The 22,268-nt window shown below is 41.4% G+C and carries 12 protein-coding genes, 3 rRNA genes and 9 pseudogenes; 11 read left to right on the forward strand and 13 right to left on the reverse strand.

Features of this window, described 5'->3' with window-relative positions:
• Position 1: 1 nt before the first annotated feature.
• The 3 genes and pseudogenes from P4S71_RS10610 to P4S71_RS10620 all read right to left on the reverse strand — a co-directional run bounded on the left by P4S71_RS10610 (position 2) and on the right by P4S71_RS10620 (position 2,400).
• Positions 2 to 790 (reverse strand): hypothetical protein, encoded by a 789-nt coding sequence (locus P4S71_RS10610; RefSeq protein WP_337150630.1) that lies wholly within the window; start codon positions 788 to 790, stop codon positions 2 to 4.
• A 464-nt stretch (positions 791 to 1,254) separates the two neighbouring features.
• Positions 1,255 to 1,391, reverse strand: a pseudogene (locus tag P4S71_RS10615) (IS3 family transposase); the annotation flags it as partial.
• A gap of 148 nt (positions 1,392 to 1,539) precedes the next feature.
• Positions 1,540 to 2,400 carry a YicC/YloC family endoribonuclease gene (locus tag P4S71_RS10620; protein ID WP_337150631.1) on the reverse strand — a complete coding sequence of 287 codons (861 nt, stop codon included), beginning with the start codon at positions 2,398 to 2,400 and terminating at the stop codon, positions 1,540 to 1,542.
• Between the two features lie 179 nt (positions 2,401 to 2,579).
• On the opposite strand from P4S71_RS10620, the gene rph reads away from it, so the two are divergent.
• From rph to tnpA, 7 genes are all read left to right on the forward strand, one after another.
• Positions 2,580 to 3,293, forward strand: a complete 714-nt coding sequence (gene rph, locus P4S71_RS10625) for a ribonuclease PH (RefSeq protein ID WP_002958890.1) — start codon at positions 2,580 to 2,582, stop codon at positions 3,291 to 3,293.
• A gap of 18 nt (positions 3,294 to 3,311) precedes the next feature.
• Complete coding sequence (pyrE, locus tag P4S71_RS10630) at positions 3,312 to 3,956, forward strand: orotate phosphoribosyltransferase (protein WP_337150632.1); 645 nt, start codon at positions 3,312 to 3,314, stop codon at positions 3,954 to 3,956.
• 56 nt (positions 3,957 to 4,012) lie between these two features.
• Positions 4,013 to 4,393, forward strand: coding sequence for a diacylglycerol kinase (locus P4S71_RS10635; protein ID WP_008139662.1), 381 nt, complete (start codon positions 4,013 to 4,015; stop codon positions 4,391 to 4,393).
• 630 nt (positions 4,394 to 5,023) lie between these two features.
• A 16S ribosomal RNA gene (locus tag P4S71_RS10640) occupies positions 5,024 to 6,559 on the forward strand.
• A gap of 299 nt (positions 6,560 to 6,858) precedes the next feature.
• Positions 6,859 to 9,748: ribosomal RNA gene (locus tag P4S71_RS10645) — 23S ribosomal RNA — on the forward strand.
• A 206-nt stretch (positions 9,749 to 9,954) separates the two neighbouring features.
• Positions 9,955 to 10,069: ribosomal RNA gene (rrf, locus tag P4S71_RS10650) — 5S ribosomal RNA — on the forward strand.
• The 16S, 23S and 5S rRNA genes sit together here, the layout of an rRNA operon.
• A gap of 433 nt (positions 10,070 to 10,502) precedes the next feature.
• Entirely contained in the window at positions 10,503 to 10,826 is a 324-nt protein-coding gene (gene tnpA / locus P4S71_RS10655; protein ID WP_337150633.1) for an IS66 family insertion sequence element accessory protein TnpA, read from the forward strand.
• Here tnpA and P4S71_RS10660 read toward each other — a convergent pair.
• The 5 genes from P4S71_RS10660 to P4S71_RS10675 form a co-directional block, all read right to left on the reverse strand.
• On the reverse strand, positions 10,799 to 11,092 hold the full coding sequence (locus P4S71_RS10660) for an ISAs1 family transposase (protein ID WP_337150634.1): 294 nt from the start codon (positions 11,090 to 11,092) through the stop codon (positions 10,799 to 10,801). The genes tnpA and P4S71_RS10660 overlap by 28 nt on opposite strands.
• Positions 11,093 to 11,145: 53 nt before the next feature.
• Entirely contained in the window at positions 11,146 to 11,343 is a 198-nt protein-coding gene (locus P4S71_RS23090; RefSeq protein WP_442961667.1) for a hypothetical protein, read from the reverse strand.
• The gene (locus P4S71_RS10665) at positions 11,316 to 11,693 is read right to left on the reverse strand and encodes an ISAs1 family transposase (protein WP_442961713.1); all 378 of its coding nucleotides are present in this window, start codon (positions 11,691 to 11,693) and stop codon (positions 11,316 to 11,318) included. The genes P4S71_RS23090 and P4S71_RS10665 overlap by 28 nt, the downstream gene beginning before the upstream one ends.
• A 9-nt stretch (positions 11,694 to 11,702) precedes the next feature.
• Positions 11,703 to 12,871 (reverse strand): IS3 family transposase gene (locus tag P4S71_RS10670; protein ID WP_442961661.1). Its coding sequence is split into 2 segments (ribosomal slippage): positions 11,703 to 12,625 and positions 12,625 to 12,871, totalling 1,170 coding nucleotides; the frame shifts between segments, so codons are not numbered across the junction.
• 29 nt (positions 12,872 to 12,900) lie between these two features.
• The gene (locus tag P4S71_RS10675) at positions 12,901 to 13,134 is read right to left on the reverse strand and encodes a transposase family protein (RefSeq protein WP_442961668.1); all 234 of its coding nucleotides are present in this window, start codon (positions 13,132 to 13,134) and stop codon (positions 12,901 to 12,903) included.
• A gap of 110 nt (positions 13,135 to 13,244) precedes the next feature.
• Between P4S71_RS10675 and tnpB the strand changes: the two are divergent.
• The 3 pseudogenes from tnpB to P4S71_RS10685 all read left to right on the forward strand — a co-directional run bounded on the left by tnpB (position 13,245) and on the right by P4S71_RS10685 (position 15,065).
• A pseudogene (tnpB, locus tag P4S71_RS23095) lies at positions 13,245 to 13,591 on the forward strand (IS66 family insertion sequence element accessory protein TnpB).
• Positions 13,592 to 13,796: 205 nt separating this feature from the next.
• Positions 13,797 to 14,696 (forward strand): annotated as a pseudogene (gene tnpC / locus P4S71_RS10680) (IS66 family transposase); the annotation flags it as partial.
• A pseudogene (locus P4S71_RS10685) lies at positions 14,687 to 15,065 on the forward strand (IS66 family transposase). The pseudogenes tnpC and P4S71_RS10685, both read left to right, overlap by 10 nt.
• A 378-nt stretch (positions 15,066 to 15,443) precedes the next feature.
• On the opposite strand, the pseudogene P4S71_RS10690 reads toward P4S71_RS10685, so the two are convergent.
• Positions 15,444 to 17,047, reverse strand: a pseudogene (locus P4S71_RS10690) (DUF342 domain-containing protein).
• 903 nt (positions 17,048 to 17,950) lie between these two features.
• Here P4S71_RS10690 and P4S71_RS10695 point away from each other — a divergent pair.
• A pseudogene (locus P4S71_RS10695) lies at positions 17,951 to 18,604 on the forward strand (thioesterase II family protein); the annotation flags it as partial.
• Positions 18,605 to 18,933: 329 nt separating this feature from the next.
• Here the strand turns inward: P4S71_RS10695 and P4S71_RS10700 are convergent.
• From P4S71_RS10700 to P4S71_RS10720, 4 genes and pseudogenes are all read right to left on the reverse strand, one after another.
• Positions 18,934 to 19,845 (reverse strand): annotated as a pseudogene (locus tag P4S71_RS10700) (IS3 family transposase); the annotation flags it as partial.
• A gap of 6 nt (positions 19,846 to 19,851) precedes the next feature.
• On the reverse strand, positions 19,852 to 21,009 hold the full coding sequence (locus tag P4S71_RS10705; RefSeq protein WP_337150635.1) for an IS30 family transposase: 1,158 nt from the start codon (positions 21,007 to 21,009) through the stop codon (positions 19,852 to 19,854).
• A gap of 46 nt (positions 21,010 to 21,055) precedes the next feature.
• Positions 21,056 to 21,884: pseudogene (locus tag P4S71_RS23100) on the reverse strand (IS30 family transposase).
• Positions 21,885 to 22,069: 185 nt separating this feature from the next.
• A pseudogene (locus P4S71_RS10720) lies at positions 22,070 to 22,258 on the reverse strand (transposase); the annotation flags it as partial.
• Positions 22,259 to 22,268: the final 10 nt, after the last annotated feature.

Here is a 22,268-nt window from a genome sequence, read left to right on the forward strand (position 1 = left end):
TCTAACCCATCCGGGTAATAACAAAAACGCCAACGAAATGTAACGGCTCCTGATTTTTTCCAACTTCAGGTATATCTGAATTGGAATCATAGCTAGGATCAATTGGCTGGCATTGTTCTATCATAAACTGTCGAGATAATTCATCAGGCCAGAACTGTCCAGCTAACTCTCTGTTTAATAGTAGAATTCTTTTGCTCAACTCTGTTGATGTCAGCGGCGTATTTTCATCTTCAGACAGAAAACCTGAGTGGAGAACTGTTTCTATATTTTCCATTCGAGCTTCTACCCATTCAGACAAGCTCATACTATCAGGGATAGATGAATTGCAGCGACGATATAATGTACGAATAGTTGCCAAGTTAATAATCAGGTCTTCATCTTCTTCTGAACGTGACCATACAATAATCTCCCTATCTTCATCCCAACGAGGTATTAGTGCTTGTCCAACAAGGTATGTACGAGGCGTTTTATAGTTAGGGTGTTTTTCATCATCTTTAGCAATATAGCCTGCGCGATGACATTGAAACATAATCATTAAACGGCTATTTTCAGTTATTTCCAGTTTGCCATCTTTGAACTTGTCTTCGGCTTGTTCTATCCAACTTGTTTTAAACTTATCAGCCGGTTCACTGATAAGATTCTTTTTATAATCAACAGGACACTCCGGTAAATCAAACAACTCAGCATCTAACCAGTAATTTAGGATACGTTGGCAGCGATCCTTATTTTTATTTTCGTTGATAATTGCATTATCTACTTCTGGGGTAGCTTTTGGTTCTTTATGTCTCACTTTGAAATTATTGATTTTCTTCGCTGAGCTGCTAGAAAGTTGGGTCGTTTGAGTTGAGCTACTAGGAGTAAAATCTATAAATGCTTTTTTCGGCCAAATAGAGCATGTAAAGCGGATTTGAAAATCCCTATCATTTAAATTATTTCCTTATATTTAGTAAGTTACAGACAAGATTGCTAAAACTTAGTTTTAATATTTATAAGCCTGTTCTTAATTATTATTTATTACTGTTTCCACTGTATCCCCATTCATAATATAGACGGGTAGTAGAATATCTACGTGGTTATTATTTTAGTTTTTGTATCGTCTAACTCGATGTTAGGTTGTTCATTATTATAAGTCCATAACCAATCTTTAGGTATATCTTGTAACTCACTAATATTACGTAAATATAGTAGCTTAGCCAGTCGTGTTAAACCATGCTACATAAGGTACCTGAATGAATAATTAGTATATTCGGGTTAATTGTCACACCTGATAAATGTAGGCTTTCCGCGCCATTCTATAATTTGATTAAGTGACCAATAACACGCTCGGCTGGGAGTGGTAATTCAGCACCTTTTGTGAGTCCTTCGTGATTATAATCATCAGTCATAATGAATAAACGATAGCTTCTATTATTTTTCAGGGATTATTACCTTTTACTAGTTAGCCGTTTGAATGGATACGGTAATTTAATAAATAAAGAAAACAAAAAACCTAGCAAATGCTAGGTTTTATAGGGCGTTGAGAACGTATACTCAGAAGTATTACTCAATATTTTGGATCTGCTCACGCATTTGTTCAATTAGTACTTTTAGCTCTACGGCTGCAGTAGTGATGTCACTATTGATAGACTTAGACGCTAGCGTGTTAGCTTCACGATTAAATTCTTGCATCATAAAATCTAAGCGGCGGCCACATGCGCCTCCTTTTTTAAGGATTTTTTTAGTTTCTTTAACGTGAGACTTTAAGCGATCTAATTCTTCAGCCACGTCTTGTTTTTGCGCAAGGTAAATAAGTTCTTGTTCAAGGCGCGATTCGTCAATGTTTGCTGTTAAGTCTTCTAATTTTTGAGCCAGTTTTTCACGCTGCCATTTAGCAATTTCTGGCATGTGCGTTTCTACAATTTCTACTTGTTCTAAAATCGCATCAAGACGGGTTGCTATCATTTCTTCAAGGTTTGCACCTTCATCGCCACGTGCTGATTTAAAATCTTCTATTACTTGATCAAGGCCAACAATTAGCGCTGTATTAACGCTATCCATATCAAGTTCTTGTGCTTCCATAACGCCAGGCCAACGTAATATATCAACAGGGTTAATGTCGCCATTACTTTGTTGTTGAACCCATTTAGCACTATTTATAAGTTGCTCAGCCAGAGCTTGGTTAATTGATAGCTCCCCAACATGAGCAGGGTTTGCTACAAACTTTAAAAAAACCTCAACTTTACCGCGTTGTAAGTGTTTACGTAAGCGCTCACGAATAACCGGTTCCATGCCACGAAATTGCTCTGGTGCACGAATAAATGTTTCAAGGTAACGCTGGTTCACTGAACGAACTTCCCAAGTGCCAGTTCCCCAATCGCCTTTTATTTCGCGACGCGCATAAGCTGTCATACTGTGGATCATGGATATTTTCCTAAATTTATAAATACAATACTATGATGATTATACCGTAACACTGCTTAAGCTCTAGGGAAAATTTAATACACTGAATATTTTGCATACAGCTATTTATTTAAATCAGCATGGTATCTATACCCACATACACTTATAATGTCGCAAATTCTGAATTAAGGGGATCGTCAATGCGTCCAAGCGAAAGAACACCTAACCAAATTAGACCTGTTACATTTACACGTAATTATACTTTGCATGCTGAAGGCTCAGTACTTGTTGAGTTTGGTAACACCAAAGTACTTTGTACAGCTACTGTCGAATCGGGCGTTCCTCGTTTCATGAAAGGTCAGGGTAAAGGTTGGATCAATGCTGAATACGGTATGTTACCGCGAGCAACGCATACGCGTAATGCTCGTGAAGCTGCACGTGGTAAGCAGGGCGGCCGTACTATGGAAATTCAACGCTTAATTGCACGTGCACTTCGTGCGGCTGTTGACTTAAAAGCGCTTGGCGAAAACACAATTACCATTGACTGTGACGTTATTCAAGCTGACGGCGGTACACGTACTGCTTCTATAAGTGGTGCATGTGTTGCACTTGTTGATGCGTTAACGCATATGCGTGCAAAAGGTATGATTAATTCAAACCCACTTAAACATATGATTGCAGCTATTTCAGTTGGTATATATAAAGGCCAAGCAATTAGCGATTTAGAATACATTGAAGATTCAGCTGCTGAGACTGATATGAATGTAATTTTAACCGAAACAGGTAAAATTATAGAAATTCAAGGTACAGCCGAAGGCGAACCTTTCTCGTTTGATGAGCTAGATGAGTTACTTACTTTAGCTAAACATTCTATTCGTGAAATCATTGACGTACAAAAGCAAGCATTAGCATAAATAGGTAGGCCACTCGATATGAAAGATTATCAAAAAGAGTTTATAGAATTTGCTCTAGAGAAGCAGGTATTAAAATTTGGTGAGTTTACTTTAAAGTCAGGCCGTACAAGTCCGTACTTTTTTAATGCCGGTTTGTTTAATACAGGTCGTGACTTAGCACGCTTAGGTCGTTTTTATGCATCAGCATTAGAAGATTCAGCGATAGAGTATGATGTACTATTTGGTCCCGCGTATAAAGGTATCCCAATAGCGACAACGACAGCGGTTGCATTAGCAGATCACCATGATAAAGATGTACCTTACTGTTTTAATCGTAAAGAGAAAAAAGCACATGGTGAAGGCGGTACATTAGTAGGCTCAGAACTCAACGGCAAAATAATGCTGGTGGACGATGTAATAACCGCAGGTACTGCTATTCGTGAGTCAATGGAAATTATTGCACAAAATGGCGCAGATCTTAGCGGTGTATTAATAGCATTAGATCGCCAAGAAAAAGGTAAAGCCGAGTTATCTGCTATTCAAGAAGTTGAGCGTGACTTTAATACCAAAGTGATTTCTATTGTAAAATTAGCTGATCTTATTAGTTACCTTGAAAACCAAGGAACGATGGATGAGCATTTAGCTTCAGTTAAAGCTTACCGTGATCAATACGGCGTAGCGTAAATAAAAAGCCTCGCAGTGCGGGGCTTTATTTTGACCTTCATTCATAGAGTTTATTAATGAAAGATGTATTAAAACCAAATGGCTTAGGCCTTAAGCGTGTTTTTAAAGCAAGTTATTGCTCCTACCTTGGCTTTAAAGCTGCATTTAAAGAAGAAGCTGCATTTAGACAAGAGCTACTCCTAAGCCTTATATTATTCCCTATCTCATTTTGGCTTGCCTCATCATTATTACATTGGGCAGTCCTAGTAAGCTCATTGCTTATTATACTAATAGTTGAATTACTAAATTCTGCCATCGAAGCATTAACTGATCGAGTAAGTACAGAATTACATGTATTGTCAGGCAGAGCCAAAGATATGGGATCTGCAGCTGTAACACTTTCATTAACGATCGTGTTGATCATTTGGGGTGTAAGCCTTTATATGAAGATCGCTTAAGCGCACTTTTAGACAATAAGAAAACTGAAAGTGCCTTTTTTTGTTAATGTTTTGCTAGTTATGTTGTGTTTTCAACCTGTTTAGCTCAAATTATCAGCGAACAGCATATTATTTCAAGTTTTCTTCAAAAAAGGGTTGATCTGTTTTCGGATCCCCCTATAATGCGACCCCACTGAGGCGGGATATGGCGACGCGCAGCGGACAACGCATAGCTAGGCACGAACTACTCAGGGTGTTAAGTAAAACTTAGTGTTGATAAATTTAACGTTTACCAAAATTAAGTGTTGACAAAAAAATAGGAAAGCGTAATATGCGCAGCCCTAGCGAGATAAAGTTCAACTTTATAATCGCAACGTTCTTTAACAATATAAAGCAATCATCTGTGTGGGCACTCGTACAGATTGAGTTCTAACAGCCAAACTACTTATTCTTTATGGGTAATTAGCGAGGCAAACAAATTAGAGTCTCAATTGAAAACTGAGTGACCATATGTTATTAAAAGATTCAGCCTTGAGCTGTTTTGATTTCACTTTTTTAAAAGTGAAAATAATAACTGCACAGTCAATTCGTTTTTGGCAACAAAAACAAAAATTCAGAATTCATTGAGCTGTCGAAAGACATAAAACTTTTTAATTGAAGAGTTTGATCATGGCTCAGATTGAACGCTGGCGGCAGGCCTAACACATGCAAGTCGAGCGGTAACAGAAAGTAGCTTGCTACTTTGCTGACGAGCGGCGGACGGGTGAGTAATGCTTGGGAACATGCCTTGAGGTGGGGGACAACAGTTGGAAACGACTGCTAATACCGCATAATGTCTACGGACCAAAGGGGGCTTCGGCTCTCGCCTTTAGATTGGCCCAAGTGGGATTAGCTAGTTGGTGAGGTAATGGCTCACCAAGGCGACGATCCCTAGCTGGTTTGAGAGGATGATCAGCCACACTGGGACTGAGACACGGCCCAGACTCCTACGGGAGGCAGCAGTGGGGAATATTGCACAATGGGCGCAAGCCTGATGCAGCCATGCCGCGTGTGTGAAGAAGGCCTTCGGGTTGTAAAGCACTTTCAGTCAGGAGGAAAGGTTAGTAGTTAATACCTGCTAGCTGTGACGTTACTGACAGAAGAAGCACCGGCTAACTCCGTGCCAGCAGCCGCGGTAATACGGAGGGTGCGAGCGTTAATCGGAATTACTGGGCGTAAAGCGTACGCAGGCGGTTTGTTAAGCGAGATGTGAAAGCCCCGGGCTCAACCTGGGAACTGCATTTCGAACTGGCAAACTAGAGTGTGATAGAGGGTGGTAGAATTTCAGGTGTAGCGGTGAAATGCGTAGAGATCTGAAGGAATACCGATGGCGAAGGCAGCCACCTGGGTCAACACTGACGCTCATGTACGAAAGCGTGGGGAGCAAACGGGATTAGATACCCCGGTAGTCCACGCCGTAAACGATGTCTACTAGAAGCTCGGAGCCTCGGTTCTGTTTTTCAAAGCTAACGCATTAAGTAGACCGCCTGGGGAGTACGGCCGCAAGGTTAAAACTCAAATGAATTGACGGGGGCCCGCACAAGCGGTGGAGCATGTGGTTTAATTCGATGCAACGCGAAGAACCTTACCTACACTTGACATACAGAGAACTTACTAGAGATAGTTTGGTGCCTTCGGGAACTCTGATACAGGTGCTGCATGGCTGTCGTCAGCTCGTGTTGTGAGATGTTGGGTTAAGTCCCGCAACGAGCGCAACCCCTATCCTTAGTTGCTAGCAGGTAATGCTGAGAACTCTAAGGAGACTGCCGGTGATAAACCGGAGGAAGGTGGGGACGACGTCAAGTCATCATGGCCCTTACGTGTAGGGCTACACACGTGCTACAATGGCGCATACAGAGTGCTGCGAACCTGCGAAGGTAAGCGAATCACTTAAAGTGCGTCGTAGTCCGGATTGGAGTCTGCAACTCGACTCCATGAAGTCGGAATCGCTAGTAATCGCGTATCAGAATGACGCGGTGAATACGTTCCCGGGCCTTGTACACACCGCCCGTCACACCATGGGAGTGGGTTGCTCCAGAAGTAGATAGTCTAACCCTCGGGAGGACGTTTACCACGGAGTGATTCATGACTGGGGTGAAGTCGTAACAAGGTAGCCCTAGGGGAACCTGGGGCTGGATCACCTCCTTATACGATTTAGAACTTATTTGTTCGTAGTGTCCACACAGATGATTGTTAATTAGTGCTTGTCCCTTTGGGATAACTAATTAATATGCTCTTTAAAAATTTGGAAAAGCTGATAATAAAATTCTGATAGATACAGTGTATTTATCAAGAGTTTTCAAAAGTAAAAAAACAATGGTAGCAGTACCATTCAGTGCCATTTAATTAACGTTTTACGGTTGATTGATTGGTATCTACTTTAGTATTCAATATTGACTTCTGGCGAAGTTAAACTGTCACAAAACAAAGACCCGTTTGGGTTGTATGGTTAAGTGACTAAGCGTACACGGTGGATGCCTTGGCAGTTGGAGGCGATGAAGGACGTATTAACTTGCGATAAGCCTAGTCAAGCTAGTAAAAAGCGCTTGAGACTAGGATTTCCGAATGGGGAAACCCACCTGCTTGCAGGTATCGTTAACTGAATACATAGGTTAACGAGGCGAACGCGGAGAACTGAAACATCTAAGTACCCGTAGGAAAAGAAATCAACCGAGATTCCGAAAGTAGCGGCGAGCGAAATCGGAACAGCCCTTAAGCTTATTATGTGTTAATGGAAGGCTCTGGAAAGTGCCACGATACAGGGTGATAGTCCCGTACATGAAAAGACATTTTAAGTGAAATCGAGTAGGTCGGAGCACGTGAAACTTTGACTGAATATAGGTGGACCATCATCTAAGGCTAAATACTCCCAACTGACCGATAGTGAACCAGTACCGTGAGGGAAAGGCGAAAAGAACCCCTGTGAGGGGAGTGAAATAGAACCTGAAACCGTGTACGTACAAGCAGTAGGAGCCCACTTGTTGGGTGACTGCGTACCTTTTGTATAATGGGTCAGCGACTTATATTTTGTAGCGAGGTTAACCGAATAGGGTAGCCGTAGGGAAACCGAGTCTTAACTGGGCGAATAGTTGCAAGGTATAGACCCGAAACCCGGTGATCTAGCCATGGGCAGGTTGAAGGTTGAGTAACATCAACTGGAGGACCGAACCCACTAACGTTGAAAAGTTAGGGGATGACCTGTGGCTAGGAGTGAAAGGCTAATCAAACCGGGAGATAGCTGGTTCTCCCCGAAATCTATTTAGGTAGAGCCTCGGACGAATACTTACGGGGGTAGAGCACTGTTAAGGCTAGGGGGTCATCCCGACTTACCAACCCTTTGCAAACTCCGAATACCGTAAAGTAATATCCGGGAGACACACGGCGGGTGCTAACGTCCGTCGTGAAGAGGGAAACAACCCAGACCGCCAGCTAAGGTCCCAAAGTCATAGTTAAGTGGGAAACGATGTGGAAAGGCCCAGACAGCCAGGAGGTTGGCTTAGAAGCAGCCATCCTTTAAAGAAAGCGTAATAGCTCACTGGTCGAGTCGGTCTGCGCGGAAGATGTAACGGGGCTAAACTATGCACCGAAGCTGCGGATTCAGAATTTATTCTGAGTGGTAGGGGAGCGTTCTGTAAGCGGTTGAAGGTGTACCGGGAGGTATGCTGGACGTATCAGAAGTGCGAATGCTGACATGAGTAACGATAATGGGAGTGAAAAACTCCCACGCCGGAAGACCAAGGGTTCCTATCCCATGTTAATCAGGGTAGGGTAAGTCGACCCCTAAGGCGAGGCCGAAAGGCGTAGTCGATGGGAAACAGATTAATATTTCTGTACTCGATATAATTGCGATGGGGGGACGGAGCAGGCTAAGCAAGCATAGCGTTGGTAGTCTATGTGAAAGTGAGTAGGGCGTTTGTTTAGGTAAATCCGGACGAACATTAAACCTGAGACACGAGACGAGTCACTACGGTGATGAAGTTGCTGATGCCATACTTCCAGGAAAAGCCTCTAAGCTTCAGATTATATGGAATCGTACCCCAAACCGACACAGGTGGTCAGGTAGAGAATACTAAGGCGCTTGAGAGAACTCGGGTGAAGGAACTAGGCAAAATCGTACCGTAACTTCGGGAGAAGGTACGCTCCTATCTGTGATGAGACTTGCTCTCTAAGCGGACGGGAGCCGCAGTGACCAGGTGGCTGGGACTGTTTATTAAAAACACAGCACTGTGCAAAATCGCAAGATGACGTATACGGTGTGACACCTGCCCGGTGCCGGAAGGTTAATTGATGGGGTTATCCTTAGGGAGAAGCTCTTGATCGAAGCCCCGGTAAACGGCGGCCGTAACTATAACGGTCCTAAGGTAGCGAAATTCCTTGTCGGGTAAGTTCCGACCTGCACGAATGGTGTAACCATGGCCACGCTGTCTCCACCCGAGACTCAGTGAAATTGAAATCGCAGTGAAGATGCTGTGTACCCGCGGCTAGACGGAAAGACCCCGTGAACCTTTACTACAGCTTGGCACTGAACATTGAACCTACATGTGTAGGATAGGTGGGAGACTTTGAAGATGAGACGCTAGTTTTGTTGGAGTCAACCTTGAAATACCACCCTTGTAGTTTTGATGTTCTAACGTTGGCCCCTGAATCGGGGTTACGGACAGTGCCTGGTGGGTAGTTTGACTGGGGCGGTCTCCTCCTAAAGAGTAACGGAGGAGCACGAAGGTTGGCTAAGTACGGTCGGACATCGTACGGTTAGTGTAATGGTAGAAGCCAGCTTAACTGCGAGACAGACACGTCGAGCAGGTACGAAAGTAGGTCATAGTGATCCGGTGGTTCTGAATGGAAGGGCCATCGCTCAACGGATAAAAGGTACTCCGGGGATAACAGGCTGATACCGCCCAAGAGTTCATATCGACGGCGGTGTTTGGCACCTCGATGTCGGCTCATCACATCCTGGGGCTGAAGTCGGTCCCAAGGGTATGGCTGTTCGCCATTTAAAGTGGTACGCGAGCTGGGTTTAGAACGTCGTGAGACAGTTCGGTCCCTATCTGCCGTGGGCGTTTGAGAATTGAGAGGGGTTGCTCCTAGTACGAGAGGACCGGAGTGAACGAACCGCTGGTGTTCGGGTTGTCATGCCAATGGCATTGCCCGGTAGCTACGTTCGGAACTGATAAGCGCTGAAAGCATCTAAGCGCGAAGCAGGCCTCGAGATGAGTTCTCACTAGACTTTTAAAGTCTCTGAAGGGCCGTTGAAGACTACAACGTTGATAGGCAAGATGTGGAAGTGGTGTGAGCCATTAAGCTAACTTGTACTAATTACCCGTGAGGCTTAACCATACAACGCCAAACGCGTTTTATGCGACAGTTTAGACAGAAGTTAATATAACTAAAGTAGACATTACTTAGAAAGACTTAAAAAATATTATCAGATATTTTCCAAATTCAAGAGGTGACTCTTAGCGCGTAGCGTTAACATTGAGGCACCTTGCGCAAAGAAAATGGTAGCACTACGTGCTTGTCATTAATTCTTTGCACCATATTTGCTTGGTGACAATAGCGTTTTGGACCCACCTGACTCCATGCCGAACTCAGTAGTGAAACGAAACAGCGCCGATGATAGTGTAGCATTTGCTATGTGAAAGTAGGACATTACCAGGCTTCAAATTGTAGAGAGCCCGACTAGAAATAGTCGGGCTTTTTTACGTCTGCAGAAAAGTGAAATGTGCGCAATTAACACACACTCATATCGCGACACAAAGATAGTGTAGCATTTGCTATGTGGCTCTCCACCGCTGTGGGCACTACGACATCACCAGGCTTCAAATTAAAGAAACCCGTTACAGCAATGTGACGGGTTTTTTGCTGTTTTGGATTTAATAAATAGCCAAGAGCCCATGCCGAACTCAGTAGTGAAACAAAACAGCTCGAAGGCGAGACCCACTGAAGGCCGCCCTGACACAAAGATAGTGTAGCATTTCACTGTGACTTTCTACCGCTGTGGGCACTACGACATCCTACTGCGTAGCGCACCGACCTCAAATTGTAGAGAGCCCGACTAGAAATAGTCGGGCTTTTTTACGTCTGCAGAAAAGTGAAATACGCGCAATTAACACACACTGATACCAACACCCATCAGATTGATCAGCAACAAACCAGCGACTTATCTATTGTCGCATTTTGTAAAGAAAACACGTTACCCATTTCAAACTTTTATAAATATCGGTCTAAGTTACAAGACGCTGCAAAAGCACCTAAATTGGTTAAAGTGCAAAGCAAAGCCATTCCTCATAAAGTGAACGCCTCAATCACGTTATCACATGGTGAAACGCATTTAACTATACCAACTTCATCTGAGCCTACATGGCAGGGCAAGAGCATGAAAAAGGTCTATGCGTTCAATACCTTTTCAAGGTAGGCTGTACTGCGCATAGCTTTTTCTGCTTTTAGCTGATCAAATGCGATGTGTCTCAGCCCCGCAAATACAGGTGCTGCACCTTTGCGCCTAATTCGACACTCATCTTCTTTAAATCCTACATCTAAACGCCAATGTAATCCATTTTCTATTTGCCAATGTTGTCGTGCTCCTCTCGCGAGTTCTTCCGCTGAACTAATATAGTATCTATAGCATAACTCATTGCTTAATTTACCTTTTTCTTTTCTATAAGAAACAATAACACCCACTGTTTACACACCTTCCCAGTGTATCGTTTCTGATAAACCGCTCACGTTATGGCTCACTGCACAGCACCTAAATTCTTCTCTATTTTTTGATAATCGGCTTCGTTAAACAAGAGCCCATCAGATGCTTGTCGTGCTACCTCAGGTAATAACACATCTTCTATTTGTGACAGTAGCCTTTTATGGTTTGCTTTTACCGCAAGTAAGTAATCGGCTTCTTTACCAACTATTTTTTTGCAATTGATTTTTGACATCCCATAGCGTCAATCGTTACTAAGCAGCCTTTTATCTCTAATAATTCAAGCAGCTCTGGCAACGCTTTTATTTCATTCGACTTCTTATCAACAGGGCATTGTGCCAAAACAACACCATTTTCGCATGCAAATGCACTGATCATATAAAGTGCATCGCGTCTATCAGATTGATTTAATGAACCTTTCAATCGTTTACCGTCAATAGCAACTACACCGCCTTGAGTTAATTTGGAGCAGGCTTTCATCCAAGAAGAAAAGGAATCTTGGAATTGCGTCATGTCAATACGGCTCATTACACGAGCAATTGTGTCATGGCGAGGGATCCCTTTGACATGGTCAACTAAATTCAGTCACCCTAGTTAAGAAACCATATCTAATGTTTCGATTCGTTCTTCAAAGTTATTTGGGCTTTGATAATTTAAGTACGAATGTAAGCGACGACTGTTGTACCACATACAGATGTAATTCATTACATCCTGTTGAGCCTCATAACGCGTTGGGTAGTTTTTCCAATGCACGCGCTCTTGCTTCAAACTACCGAAGAAGCTTTCTGCAACAGCATTATCCCAGCAACAGCCTTTCTTACTCATGCTACCAATGAAGTCATTTGACTTGAGCAATTTACGATATTGGTGGCTTGCATATTGAACCCCTTGATCTGAATGGATAATTAACCCTGTTTTGGGCTGGCGTTGCCACATCGCCATAGTCAGTGCGTCACAGACAAGCTGCGCTTTCATTCGTGAGCCCATGCTCCAACCAACGACTTTGCGCGAATATAAATCAATCACTACCGCCAGATACAACCAACCTTCTGCAGTCCAAACATAAGTGATATCTTGTACCCAGGCTTGATCAGCTGCTTCAACGTTGAAGTTTTGCTCAAGTACATTGGGATAAATAGGCTTATTATGCTCACTATTCGTTGTCACTTTGTATCTCTTTTTATAACGCACCCAGACATTTGCCTCTTTCATTAGCTGTGCTGTTTTGTGACGACTCACCGGAAAACCGAGTGCATTTAAGACTTTCTGAATACGCCTTTCACCGTAAGTATTATCACTGAAGTGCGCTATGTCCTTGACACAATCAATCATTTCTTGATGTGTTGGATCCTCTGATTTAGTTGAGAATCGCTTTTGATAACTATAGTAATTGTTACTTTTTACACCCAGTATTCGGCACATTGTCGCCACAGGCCAGGTCTTCTTGTATTGGGTTATGAACGAATATTTCACTTCGTTTCTTTGGCAAAGAAGACCGTCGCTTTTTTTAATATTTCACGCTCCATTTCTAGGCGTTTCACTTGCGCTTTTAGCTCTCTGATCTCTTCTTGCTCAGGGGTTAAATTACCGTTCCCTCTAAAAGCATGCCCATCATCATTTTCAGCTTCTTTTATCCAGCGACCAAGCATGTTGGGATTTACCCCTAAATTTCTAGAGGCTTCTGCTTGTGAGTAGTTTTGCTCAACAACTAATGCGATAGCATCAAGTTTAAATTCTTTGGAATACTTTTTACGTTTTGTCATTATCGATCTCCAGTTAAGTTGATTATCTCTTAACTGGGGTAGTCGAATCCATTAAACCACGTCACTTGTTCAAGAAGAACATATTTTCTGAGCCAATCTAGTCTATCATGGCCAAAATCTTCAATCTCTTCCCTGCCCTGACAGCCTGATACAACAGCGCTAACAGCTAAGAATATGATATCAAATAGTTTATGAACAACTTTACCTTGTTGGTGAGGGTCGTCGATTGATTCGAAATATTTAAATAGCTTAATGTTAGGCATGGGGATGCTCCTTAAAATAGGAGTATAAGATCATACTTTTAAGTCAAGGTAAAGTTCGTGATCTTGCCTACATGGGTAGCTAATTTAATAAAGGCGCTGCAAGCATGAACATGTTTATTGATGTGCCTGACGTGTACCTTTGCAATCAGTTTGTCGACTTCAGAAAATCCATTAATGTCTTAGCGGCCATTGTTGAAAGTGAACTCGAACTGTCAGTACTATCCAGTGCCGTGTTTGTTTTTTGTAATAAAAGCCGGATAAGCTGAAGATATTGTATTGGGATAACACAGGCTTTGCCTTATGGTATAAACGCCTCGATAAGCACAAATTCAAATGGCCGAAAAACCTCAGCGCCGACACAATGAGTTTAACCGAGCAACAATTACATTGGTTATTATCTCGGTATGATGTCATAGGGCATCAACAAATTAACATCGAAAACGCTACCATTATTTAGATCGTCGCGAGATCAATATCAACCATCGTATTAAGCTAGTTTACGGAAAAAAATATTATAAAATAGAAGGATGAATATTGATGTTAACCGTCTACCAGACGATCCGGCGCTGCTGGCAGAGCACGCTGAGAAATTAGCACAAGCGACTGCGAGAAACAGGTATCTAGAGGAACAATTCCGGCTAGCGCAATAAAAACAATTTGGTAAAAGTACCGAAGGCTTTGACGCACAAGGTGAATTGTTCAATGAAGCCGAAGACATCATTGAGCAACTTGATGAGCTTGCTACGCAAGAGATTAGCTGCACTCGCAAACCATTACCAAAAGACTTACCCCGTGAGCAAGTTATTCATGACATTGCCGAAGAAGGGAAATTGTGTAACTGCTGTGGTAATGAGTTGCATAAAATGAGTGAAGACGTCAGCGAAAAGCTTGACTTCGTACCCGCAAAGGTAAAAGTCATTGAGTATATTCGCCCAAAGTACGCGTGTCGTGAATATGATAAGTCAGGGTCGAATTACAGTATTAAACAAGCTAAGATACCAAACATGCGCATCAAGAAAGGCATAGTCACGTCCAGTTTGATAGGTCAAATCATCACCAGCAAATATCAATATGCACTGCCAGTGCGCAGACAAGAGTCGATATTCAAGCAATACGGTATTGAGCTTAGTTGTAAAAGCATGAGTGACTGGGTACTCAAATCCGCTATCTTGTTTGAACCGCTGATACAGTGTCTGAAACACGCGTTACTTAAACAACCCGCGATACATACCGATGAAAAGGCGGTCAATGTGGTTAACACCGACAAAGTAAAAAGTTACATGTGGCTATATTGTACCGGCTCGGATTCGCCATCGACTATAAATAGACACAACGCAGTACCAAACATCGTGCTTTACGACTATCAAAACAGTCGGGCAGCAGCTTCCTGCGTGGTTAATTATCTGGATGGCTATTCGGGGTATTTACAGGTTTATGGTTATCAAGCGTATGTATAAACGCAATCAACATTGGTTGGTTGCTGGGCCCATGCACGTCGTAAATTTATTGAAGTAAAGCACGTGCAGGGTAAAACAAGACAGGCAAAACCTACGTGGTCTTGAGTCTTATTCAAAAACTGTACGGCATTGAATCAAAACTCAACGATAAAACACCAGAACAAAAGCATGAAATAAGACAAGAACAAGCTAAACCTATTATCGACAAGCTGCAAATGGTTAGCGCAAAACCAGCCTCGTTTAGTCGGGAAAACCAAATTAGCAGAGGTAGCAACCTATCTCGCCAATCAATGGCATAAACTTATGGTTTATCTTGAGAATGGTCAGCTTAATATCGACAATAACCGCGCCGAGCGCGCTATCAAACCGTTTTTTTGGATGTTTAGCCAAACCTCACGCGGCGTGATAGCAAGCGCCCACCTATACAGCATCATAGAAACTGCGAAATCCAACGCCTTAACGCCATTTGATTAAATCATGCATTGCCTCGATGAGCTTTGTCAGCCTGAGCCAGACATCGAACGATTATTGCTTTGGAACATCAATATCTAGGTGGAGATCGCCGGACGTTTATGTTGCACAGTGAACAACCAGACACCGTAGCGTGGGTTGAGCATCTCGAAACCCACGGACAAAAGAACGCATCGACTACCTCAGAGCGCAATGTACCCGATTAAAAACATTAAAAGTACTTTGTTATGTGGCTCTCCATCGCTGTGGGCACTATGACATGTTAATTACAAAAACAACACATAGGGCAAGTGCAGGTAGGTGTGTGGCCAGCGCAAACCTATGAAAATGTATATGGTTTACAATAAAGAATAAGGGGCTGTTACTAACAGCCCCTTATAATTAAGTTTTAAATTCAATTTCTATTTTATTATTTTCTAACTTGACACTGCTTGGTGGAAAGTTACGGGTTGTTTTAAGCAGTTTGTTGAAGATATGGATTTCCACCCCAGAATGTAAAACGGTATTTACGGTTAGAATGGCTTCATCAAGCAAGGTATTAAGTTCTAGTTCTAAACTCGCCACCTGCTTTTCTAGTTGTTCAGCTTGTTGACTATGATGTAGCTGCGTGGAACCAATTTTGTTCATGAGTTCTCTTTTTTATCTGCATCTTTAATCAAGTCTGCTTTTCTAATGCGGCTTGTAAACTATCAACCTGTTCATTTGCAGCTGTTAATTCACTAAAAGACTTATCAATATCTTTGGTCATTTGAGTGGCTGAAGCGGCTAAATTGATTGCCATTTTAGTTCCTGATTCATTACCAATCTCTCCAGCAATTAATTTAGTAGCATCTAACACTTCACCCCCAAATAGCTTTCCTTTAGGTAGTTCTGATTGACCAATTTGAATTATATTTTTTGCTTTCATTGAGCTATGGCTGGCTTGGCGGTCAAGCAATATGTTATCAGCTTCAGTGTAGCAATATTGAGAGTGTGAGGCATGCACATAGCCTGCGCAAATTATTCTGCAAGACAGCGATTTATCTTCAGGTTTTTGGTGACTAATAAGTTTTTGTTTTACAACTATATCGCCACCGGTGGTTAATTCGCCAGATTCGACAGCGGCAAAAACGGTGATGTCGCCAGTTACATTAATCCGCATCTCAGGTTCTACACTACTACTGACTATCACACTGCCTTCAAAGGCTATATGACCTGTTTTACAGAGACATAGTTGATAGTAAAAATATCATCAGCACGCATGCCGTTATTTATTTCTACAGGCACGCCAGCAATAGTAGAAAGTAATTCCATTGGATTTTTTGGATATTTCAGTACATTCTCCTGCAATTAAGGCATGAACTTGTCCGGGTTTAGCTAGTAAAACATTACCTATTACGGTAAACCCTTCTTGACCAGGAGTAGCAGGTTGCTGCTGGATTAGTAATTCACCCGGTTTTACACTTGCTAATTTACCAAAATCACGCATATCAACACTACCATCTTCTTTTAATTTGAGTGCTTTAAGGCGGTCTTTTAAGGTTTTAACCATGGCTTTAAATTTGCTATCTTGGCCGTCAGTAGGTAAACGTCCCTTAGCAAGTGAAGTGGCCCCGCTAACTAGAGATCCAGGTAGAAGTTCAAATTTCTTTTGTAAGAGCTGCTCTAAAAATGCTTGTTTATAACCTCTAGCAACATGCGCTTTAACTAATTCTTTTTTAGCTTCATCAAAGCTGAGTGTTGCACCACCTTTGGCGAGTGAGCGTGCCGGTGGCTAGCATTTTATCATCACTGATCTCAACGCTTAAGGTTGCATCGTGGCGTGTTGCAACAACTAAGATTCGTTCAGGTGTCGGACTGTTAAAATAGTTATTTATGGCGTCATGATCGATTTCACACTCGCTGTAAGGCGATTGTTCAATTGCTTCAATGATAAAAGTAGCACTGGCGGGTGCAGACTTACGCGTATCGAGTAGTACATTGCCATTATGAGCAAGTTTAAACACAGTTAATCTTTTCTACTACAAAAGTAAGGTTTAATGAAATAACGTTATTACAGAGTGTTAGAAATTTAGTTTTGAGTCAAAAAATCATCAAAGCGTCGTTATAGGATGGAATAAAAGCTATGAGCGCCGCTCATAGTTTATAGAGGTTAGTTTTTTGTAAGGTGGTCAATTTTCGCTCGTAATATTCCACTACACTTTATAACTGTATGTTCTGAGGATGGAGAGTATATTTTTTCTGATGAAAAAACTATTGCGAATTTTAATTTCAACTGCGGTGGTATAGCAAGTAATGGCAAAAGAGCGCTTATTTCTGCAATTCAATATCCTAAAAATCCTAGTAAATTAAGCAAACAAAATGATGCTGATAATATATTGGGTAATGTCGTGGCTTATGATGATGTAGATAGTAAATTACAGTTACTATCTGACAATGTTTTACATTCGGGGTCAATGCGTGTCGCCATTACCGAAAATCATGAAGATTGGGGGATTACCCTAGGAGTCTAAATTTTTAGTGACGATTAAAAATCGCGTTTGCAATTTAAGCTCTAGTTTGTTAAAACGAGACAAACACTTTGATAATAAAGCCATAAACAGCAACAAATAGTCAATTAAAAAGACGCTGAGGTGTTAGGAATTTGCCAACTTTAGGTTATTAGTACAATAGGTTACGTACTAAAAAGCTATAAAGAAGGGCTTTTTAGTCTTAAGTTAACTCTTCTTAAGTAAGAAAATGCTAAATACTGAGGTATTCAGCTTTATGTATAGTAAATATCTTAAATGGTTATTTGATCAACTATGTTAACATCCACTTGGTTTACAAAATTTCAGCCTAAATTGGCTCCTCAACTAAGACTTATATGCTTTCCTTACGCGGGGGAGCGCATCTAATTTTTTTCTTGGGCTTCTAAACTTCCGATTTGCGTTGAATTAGTAGCAATTCAATTACCTGGTAGAGGGAATCGATTTAATGAGCATCCTTATTCAAACATGGATGACTTAATTCAGTCTTTACTTGTTGACTTTAAAAGCATTATGGACAAACCGTATATACTATTCGGTCATAGCTTAGGAAGCAGAGTTGCATTTGAGTTAATGAATCAAATAAAGCAAGCAGACCTAATATTGCCAATACATTTTGTTGCCTCTGGGAGTAAAGGGCCAAATTGCCACCCGAGGAAGGAACCTATACATCATTTACCGGCTAAAGAGTTTATTTATGAGCTTAGTAACCTAAATGGTACACCTAAACAAGTATTAAAGAATAAAGAGATAATGGAGCTTTATTTACCTACGCTTAGGGCTGATTTTCAAATGGCGCATGAATATATTTATAAAGGTGACGATGTTTTTAATTGCCCTATTTCAGTATTAGGTGGTGAACAAGATATTGACATTACTTTATCGGATCTTCAAAGTTGGGGAAAACACTTTGAAGCCCCATGTGATGTCCATATATTACCCGGAGACCATTTTTTTGTGGATAGCCATAGTGGGCATGTATTGAAACAAGTAAATAGAATAATACAAGACCTATTAAACAATAGAAGTTGCTGAAGAATGTCAGTAGATAGTGATTTTATTCTCATTACTGTGGATCCCCTCTTTACCTCAATTTAGTTAAACAATATCGAAGTAATTAGCTGTGATTTTGATATATCGCTTATGATATAGGTTTATTTAAGCTCTACGGTGTAACTTTCCCTGATGAGCTAAAAAACGCAGTAGTGAAGCGTCAAGCTGAATTTTTTGCAGGTAGGTATATAGCGAGTATGTCGGAGTAGACATAGAACAATGGCTAGATATAAAAACTATACAAAGCATTGAAAGTATTATCGTAACTAAAAATGAGCTTATTTATCTCCATCAACTCAGCTTTGTAATGGTCAACTAATTTTGGCCACAGTTTTAGAATCTTGATATCTAACCTCAGATTCATTTGGTGCTAAACCGGCATTATAATGATGCGGCCTAACATTGTTGTAATATCCATTTATGTAATCACTTACGCTATATTTAGCGTCTATAAAGTTTCCATATCCAATCTTTGGCATCCATTCCGTCTTAAAGCTTCTAAAAAATCGCTCCATTGGCGCATTATCCCAACAATTTCCACGTCTACTCATACTTTGTGTGATTTTATAGCGCCATAAACGTTGGCGATATTTTAAACTTGTATAATGGCTACCTTGGTCTGAATGGAACATGAGTCCTGTCGGTTTCCCTCTGCTTTCATATGCGAGTTCAAGCGCTTTTAGCGTTAAATTAGTATCTGGTGACAACGACATTGCCCAGCCAACCACTTTGCGTGCAAATAAATCAATAACCACGGCTAAATAAGCCCAGCGATTGCCTGTCCAAATATACGTCACATCACCGCACCACACGGTATCCGGCTCAACAACATCAAACTGTCTATCAAGCAGGTTTGGGATTTCAAGGTGTTCATTACCACCACGTTTATATGAATGTTGAGGTACTTGGCAGCTTTCGAGCTTTAATTTAACCATTAGCTTAGCTGCACGATAACGGCTCAATTCAAAATCATTGTTCGTTGCTATCGCTGCGATTGTCCGTGCCCCTGCTGAACCACCACTCATCGCATGTATTGCTTTTACTTCAGCCTCTAACCTTGCTTGCTCAGGTGTCGGCGCTGTATCCCGTATGGCCCAGTACTTATAGCTGCTGCGATGCACATTGAATACGCTACACAGCAGACTAATTGGATAACGCTCTCGTTGATTTAACTTCTCGATTAACGAGAATTGTTCAGGGAGTCGGACATCAAGAGAGCGGTGGTGATATCAAGTGGTCAGTGCAAAATGGTTTTTAATCATATCATTAGGAGTTAAATAGTTTAATATCCTTCTTGGTTGATTATTTAGTTTATTAGCGATTTTATTTAAATAACGTTGGTCAAAGCCATGTAGACTTGTCTTTTTGGGGAAGTACTGCCTTAATAGGCGATTTGTATTTTCATTTGTTCCCCTTTGCCACGGACTACTCGGGTCACAAAAGTAAACATCTGTATTCGTATTTTTAGTAAATCTTTTATGGTCTGCTAATTCCATTCCCCGATCCCATGTTAGTGTGTTTTTAAGTGCCTTTGGTAAACCATTAAATTTCAGAATAAGTGCATTTACTACATTGTTAGTATCCTTATCATCAACTTGTACCAAAGCTGTATACCGTGTTTTTCGATCAACCAATGTTGCTATATGTGAGTTGCTACTTCCTGATATTAAATCGCCCTCCCAGTGACCTAGAGTTGCTCGTGTTTCAATTTCATGGGGCCTTTCATGAATTGTTTTAGCATCAATAATACCTTTATAAATTCCCTTATTTGTTGAGCGTTTACCATGCCTCAACTTACGTTTTGAGCGAAGATGGCTAAGGACTGCTTTTTCGAAAATATAGCGTGATGGGATAAATAACGTTTTATAAATAGTCTCATGTGAAATATGCATTTCAGATGATGCTGGGTGTTTTATTTTTAACCAGCCAGAAATTTGCTCTGGTGACCAGTCGTCTAGTAGCTTAGACTCAACCAAATCGCTAAGTGGATTACCTTTTTGTAATTTGCATTGCTTTGGCCTTAATGCTCGCTCTAGCGCATTTTTATCAGCCGTAACGGCACGGTATTTGGCAATACCACCATTGCGTTTGATTTCACGGCTTACCGTTGACGCTGCCTTTTCTACATTACGAGCTATTACCCTGATAGATAAGCCTGAAGCTAAACCTCTTGATATATTTTCTCGCTCTTCTAAAGAAAGAAACGATAATCGACGCTTTCGTTGCACTGGCGATATTCCACCTTTTAGTTTAAGTACACCGAATATAGAACCAGCATGCCTATCAAGCGTCAAGCCTATTTCGCTAAGCGTTTTACCTTCACGCCATAAGAACCATGCTTTCAGCTTTTCAATATCACTTAAACCACGTTTTGATAAGTCAGTCATAACCACCTAATTAATAACGCGGATTCAAATCTGAAGTGCATAACGTTTAGGCGGCTTTAGCCGCCAAGTGATCCTGCATCAATTTTGCAGGCGTTTCAAATCCAAGTGTCTTTCTCGGACGATTATTAAGTTGCTCAAGTACTGGTATAACTTGCGCTGGTGTTACCGCCTTAAAATCTGTGCTCTTCGGCCAATACTGGCGTAGTAATCCATTCGTGTTTTCATTCAATCCGCGCTCCCATGAGTGATAAGGGTGAGCAAAATAAACAGGAACACTTAATGCCTTTGTGATTTTCTCATGATAAGCGAACTCTTTTCCATTGTCAGCCGTGATGGTATGAAGCGCTGACCTATATGGCCTTAATAGTTCTATCGTCGCCGCAGTAACGGCTTGTGCTGTTTTGCCTGCCACCTGAGTTGATACAGTGAATTGGGTGACCCGCTCTACAATGGTAACAAGGGCGCCTCGATGGCCTTTACCTATGAAAGTATCTATTTCCCAATCTCCGATACGGCCTTTCTCATCAACTATTTGTGGACGTTCTTCAATGCTAACGCGATTTTTTATTTTCCTTGCGCAACCATCCCGTTATTTGTTCAGGACTCCACTTCTCATTAAGCTTCTGGGTAATTAAAGCCATCATTTCAAGTGTCATCTTAAGTGGTTTTCTTGCACTTCTTCGGCGAGACAAAGCCCGCTCATGAGCTTGTTTGTATCTGTAACCTCGCTTGCCTGTATTTCTAGAAAGCTCTCTTGAAATCGTAGATTGCGATAAATTAGTTAGCTCAGCAATACTTTGTTGCGTAAAACCGCTTTTCTTTAGAACAGCGATCTGGCATCTTTGCGCATAGATCAGTTGTTTGTAATGTCTCATAGTAAAATCTCTTGCCGGAGAAAAAGTAGTTAGCTTATGAGCAACTGACCACTTAATCTAGTCAAAACAAGTTATGCACTTACAATTTGAATCTAGGTAATCAATTATAAGGTGTTGCATTGACCTATTGAATTCACCGTAGCATTTTTTAATATATCCTTTTCTAATTCAATGCGTTGGATTTACTTTTTAAGTTTACGGATTTCAATTTGTTCGGGCGTCATTGGTGAAGCTGATGGTGACTGACCATTGCGTTCTAGCTTTAATTGAGTAACCCACTTACTTACGGTTGATTTACCCACCCCCATCGCTTTTGCTGCGTCTTCTTGCGTATAACCTTGATCTACTACAAGCTGAGCCGTTTCTAATTTAATTTCGTCATTT

It is taken from the genome of Pseudoalteromonas sp. B62 (assembly GCF_037162565.1).
Lineage (GTDB): Bacteria > Pseudomonadota > Gammaproteobacteria > Enterobacterales > Alteromonadaceae > Pseudoalteromonas > Pseudoalteromonas fuliginea.

Bases quoted from the DNA above. Each gene is read 5' to 3' on its own strand.
- P4S71_RS10675 (WP_442961668.1), bottom strand. From the start codon at position 13,134: ATGCCTAACATTAAGCTATTTAAATATTTCGAATCAATCGACGACCCT.
- pyrE (WP_337150632.1), top strand. From the start codon at position 3,312: ATGAAAGATTATCAAAAAGAGTTTATAGAATTTGCTCTAGAGAAGCAG.
- P4S71_RS10705 (WP_337150635.1), bottom strand. From the start codon at position 21,009: ATGACTGACTTATCAAAACGTGGTTTAAGTGATATTGAAAAGCTGAAA.
- P4S71_RS10620 (WP_337150631.1), bottom strand. From the start codon at position 2,400: ATGATCCACAGTATGACAGCTTATGCGCGTCGCGAAATAAAAGGCGAT.
- P4S71_RS23090 (WP_442961667.1), bottom strand. From the start codon at position 11,343: ATGTCAAAAATCAATTGCAAAAAAATAGTTGGTAAAGAAGCCGATTAC.
- rph (WP_002958890.1), top strand. From the start codon at position 2,580: ATGCGTCCAAGCGAAAGAACACCTAACCAAATTAGACCTGTTACATTT.
- P4S71_RS10635 (WP_008139662.1), top strand. From the start codon at position 4,013: ATGAAAGATGTATTAAAACCAAATGGCTTAGGCCTTAAGCGTGTTTTT.